This is a genomic window from Anaerolineales bacterium, assembly GCA_037382465.1.
Lineage (GTDB): Bacteria > Chloroflexota > Anaerolineae > Anaerolineales > E44-bin32 > WVZH01.
Window position 1 is genome coordinate 1 of the sequence record JARRPX010000112.1, and the last position, 4,590, is coordinate 4,590.

General features: G+C 59.9%; 2 protein-coding genes. Both read right to left on the reverse strand.

The features are described 5' to 3' along the window. Positions 1-183: 183 nt before the first annotated feature. Positions 184-1,713 carry a DUF4157 domain-containing protein gene (locus tag P8Z34_16940; protein MEJ2552359.1) on the reverse strand — a complete coding sequence of 510 codons (1,530 nt, stop codon included), beginning with the start codon at positions 1,711-1,713 and terminating at the stop codon, positions 184-186. A 242-nt stretch (positions 1,714-1,955) separates the two neighbouring features. After that, positions 1,956-4,590, reverse strand: a 2,635-nt coding sequence (locus P8Z34_16945; protein ID MEJ2552360.1) for a DUF4157 domain-containing protein, incomplete at its 5' end; no start/stop codon positions are given.

A 4,590-nucleotide genomic window follows, 5' to 3' on the forward strand; every position in this document is an offset into this window, starting at 1 on the left:
GGGCGGTTCACGAACCGCCCCTAAATTGGAGACCACGCGTAGAGACGCCCGGAAGGGCGTCTATTCTTTGGGCAACCTCAGGGGGCCGCCTCTACAAAATTCCAACATAACGCGTAAGACTACTCGGTGAAGAGAAAATCGACGAGCCTTTTCCTGGTTGGCGGCGTTCGCCACGACATTCAGTCACTTTATGCGAAACAATCGTGCGCTCACCTGCCGATCGCTTTTACTGCTGGCACCGACCTCTCCGCAGCTTATGACTCCTTGATCGACCTTTTTACAGCCGGGATCGAGAGCATTCAGCGGCGGATCGATGATGCGGGAGGCCGCAATCCCCTTATCCATCAATGCCGTCTTGACCAATTCCGCGCGGCGTGCACTCAGGTGCATGTTGTACGCCGCCGGCCCATCGGGTGAAGCCTTACCCACGAGCTGAACACGCAGCGTCGAGTCCGATTTCATTTGCGTCACCAAGGTCTTGAAATTGGCATATCCCGTTTTGGTGGTACTCGGTTCCAACGCTGCTGCGTTGGTTTCGGCGACGTGGGGCCGGTCAAATTCGAAGAAAATCTCTTTCGGCGCCGGCACGGGCGGAGTGACCGGAGGTTTGGGCGTGGGAGGCTGAGGGGTCACGGGTAAAACACAAAAGCGACCTCGCGGAACACGCGGCGGAATGCAGCATAGCCCCGAAGTCGTTTTCCAAAATTCCGGACATACGATGGGCATTGTAAATTTTTCGCAGCGCCCCTGCTTGTTCACAAATTCGTCCTTGGCGCAGCAGCGGCGTTCCATCCAGGAAGCGCGAACCTCCGGACAGCAGTTCCACTCACTCTCGATATCACCAACGCAGCATTCACCTTTATGTTCCGTCGTCCTTCCCGGGTGGAATCCGATCGGACATGAATAATCTTCCTTCTGCGGCGTTTTACAACCCAACATCTTGCACACATATTTACAACCGGGGAGCCAGGGCGCCTTCTCACACGCTGCTTTGGCATCTGAACCACACACTTTCCTGCCATGGATGATGATGCATACATCCGCCAGACCAATTCCCGGTATTTGAGGCCAGCGTTGAATTCTAGGCTCGGGGTTCGATGACTGCTGGGCGACGTGGGTCAATTCATGCGCCAGGAGCATTTTTCCCGTTGATGAAGCTGGATCGTATGCGCTGCGTTGGAAAAAGATATTGGCGCCGAGGGTGAACGCCCGGGCCTGCAGTGCACCGCACATCAGCGAGGCATCCTTGCAGGTGTGTACCTTCACGCCGCTAAAATTACGCCCCAACCTCGGCTCGAAGAAATCACGCGTCGCCTTCGAGAGTGAACGTCCCGGGCATTGGGTGACGTGATTCTGCGCCTGCGAGGCGATTTCTGGATGGTCTATCCCCTTCGTCCCTTCCGCCTGCAGCACCCCAACCCGGGACGCTTGCGGCTGGAAATGTCGATCGCCCGGATCCGGCGCGCCCAACACATTCTTGGCAATCCGATCCGCTTCCTGCTCATATCGATCGCCCGGACTCCCGACATTCAGCTTGGCTTGCACCGGCGCGCAGCGAGGACAGCCGCCGCCACAGGTGCATGAATCTTGCGCGGATGCTGTGTCGGTCTGCAACGGATCGAGTGTGGGTTGTGCGTTCTTGAAAACCGATCGCCGATTTGGCGAACCGCGTAGCGTGGTTGATTTATCCCTGCCGTACTCCAAAGCCAGCATTGTATCCGCACCCCTTACCCTGGGACCATGGCAGCTGATGCTCGCAGTGACCGGGAATTGCCCACCGCATCCTGGGGTCACGGGCGAAGTACACCAGACTGACGTGCATGTCGAATGCAGCCCCATTATACATCCGAACCCAAGGTTGAGCTGATCGGGGAAAAGGCCCTTGTCGAAATCGGCAGGGGCAGCAGATGAGGACGAAACCGCGAGCGGCGTGCGCGAACACATTTGCGGCGTCGTTATCGTTCGCGCCTGAATATGCGGAAGAATAGATCGGCGAACGTTCGAGTGGTACCCAATCCCGCTCGGTCGATGTCGTAATCCAATTGGCGCACGTTGGGCGCTGTAACCGGTTGGCCCGAGGTCGGCCGTCCATAACCTGAATCGGGCACCACCCGCGAGAGGGTCGTATCCAATTCCAATCGCCCACCCCCAGTGTGGGTCTCAGTGTCGGGCAAATCGGTTACCGGGTTTCGCGCGATTCCCACGAACCACCAGGTGGCGGACTGCAGCGCTCGCCGATGCCCGCCGTTGGGGCGGAACATAAGGAACATGCGGAACTCATCGCGTAACTCGATGGAGCTGATCAAACCCTCGGCGAAGGCCAGCGTGCCCAGTCTGCCGATACACAGACCCGGGGAATCATTGGATACCACCGCCAGCATTCCCGTAGACAATCCGGGCGGCGTGAAGGTGGGATATGGATCTACCGAATCCAGCACCCAGGTGCTGGTCGCTTCGCGAAGCCGCGAGCCATCCTTGAATACCATTTGAATGTATGGACGCACGTTATGAACGAAGTGCAGGCTGCCGCAGTTCTCCGGCATCACGGCCGCATTGCCCATGAAGAACATACCCGGAGTCGTCGTCGTCTGACGACCTTCGCACCCATATCCGCTGTCATCGCGGGCCTGCACCGCAATATATTGATTCGTGCGGCGCAGCGTTACAGGCCCACCTTCCATCGCCAGCATCGAAAGGGCAATGGTGCAATCACCGATTTGAATGGGGTTTGTCATGACGGGTGTAGTGGCCGGCATCTCCGGCAGCGGCTGCTGCGTGGCGAAGCGCGGCTCGACCACGATCAATACCGCCCGGCTGCGGGCAAGATTTTCCTGGCTGACGGCCGGCCTGGATTTTCTTCTCCCCACGGAAGCCAATCGCATACGACTTGCGTCGATTCCGTCGCCGATCAGCGCCTGGCGCACGGACTGTGCCCGCCGCTGTGAAAGCGGGTCGTTGATCTCGTCCGAACCGGTCAGGCTGGCCTGACCCTCGATATCGACTTCCACCAATGGGCTGTGCGCCAGTGCAGCGGCGATTTCGGCAGCAATTTCGACCAGCCCGGTTTCATGCTCCGGTTTCAACTCGTGCTGCATGATGTCGAAATTCCAAACCAGATATTCACCCGGGACGAGCCGTTCGACCCGGCCGCCGCCGGGGTAGTTGCGCTCACGCACCGTTGGAGCCAGACTCGAGCGGGCAGAGCTGATCGGTATAAGCAGCCGCAAGCCAGGACGCACGGCCATCACGCCGGGGTTGGCCCGCCGCAGCGCCCGGTAGGTCACCTGCCACATCCGGGCGATGCTTGTCCAGCTCTCACCCGAAATGACTTCGTGCCAGTGAATGCCCTCGATGACGATTTCGGTTCCGGGGGTAAACAGCTCATTGATATCGTCACGGTACGGATGATCGCCGCTGGGCCAGTGAATGATATGCAGATGTTGACCATTCTCATCCCACACCTCCGGTCCGGTGCTCAACCCGACTCGACGGGAGACGCTCTCCAAAGTGTCGCCTTGCTGGACGACGTACAGCGAACCGTAAAAACCGCCCGTGTCGCCGGCTCGAATCCCGTAGCTGTCGGTTTGGGTGGAGTGCTCCCGCCGAATACGGTTCTCGATATCGACGGCAGAGCGGTCCCCCGTCGGGGTTTCGAGATGGGCATAATCTTCGACGCCGCGTTGGCGCAGATCGATGTGCCCACACAATTCGTGAGCCAGGATGAGCCAAGGCGGATCGCGCACTTCGCGCATGCTGCGCTCGATGGTGGTGTCGCCGGCGCCTTGTATGCGCGTGCTGCGGCCGCTCAAGACGATGGTGGTGTTGTCCAGCCAGGCGCCGTCCTGGGGATACAACGTGGCGCCTTCTCCGGTGCTGGTCAAATCGACCACGTCTTCCACCAAAGTGAAGATCCCCTGGTTTCGGTCGAAACGGAAACGGCTGTACGGGAAGAGTTCTTCGATGACGATATCGATTTGCGGGTATTCACTGGAACTGGCACGGCAGACACAATCGGTGGACACAGGCGTCCCGCTGGCAGCAACTCCATCGGCAGTACACAGTGTTTCCCGGTTGCCGAGGGACACGATCCCGGTGGCCCGATCGACCCGCCAGACACCGGAAGGGCACAGCTGCCCCAGCCAACCCTCCACAAGCACAGCCCGCAGCGTTTGCCCATCGGGCGGCGGCAGGTGGGCCGGCGGTTCGGAGGCATCGATCACCCGCAGCAAGCGCTGCACGCGGGGTTGAACGAAACCCCGGTTCTGCTGGAGGACGTGAGCCAATTCGTGGGCCAGCAACGCTCTTCCGGTCTGGCTGCCGGGAGCGTACTCGCCGGCACCGACGACGATATCGTTTCCCAGCGTGAAAGCGCGGGCGTTGAGCGCCGCGGCCCTGCTGGTCGCCTGCGCATTCGTGTGCAGCCGCACGCCACCCAGATCGAACCCCAGCCTGGTTTCGAAAAATCGCCGGTCACCGGAGGGGATCGGGAAACCGGATCCCACGTCCGAAAGAACTGTCGCCAGATTCGCGCCGTGCGTCCCGCTGAGCGGGTTCAGGGAACCGATGCCATTCTTCCCCTCGTCCTCATCC

Bases quoted from the DNA above. Each gene is read 5' to 3' on its own strand.
- P8Z34_16940 (MEJ2552359.1), bottom strand. From the start codon at position 1,713: ATGCTGGCTTTGGAGTACGGCAGGGATAAATCAACCACGCTACGCGGT.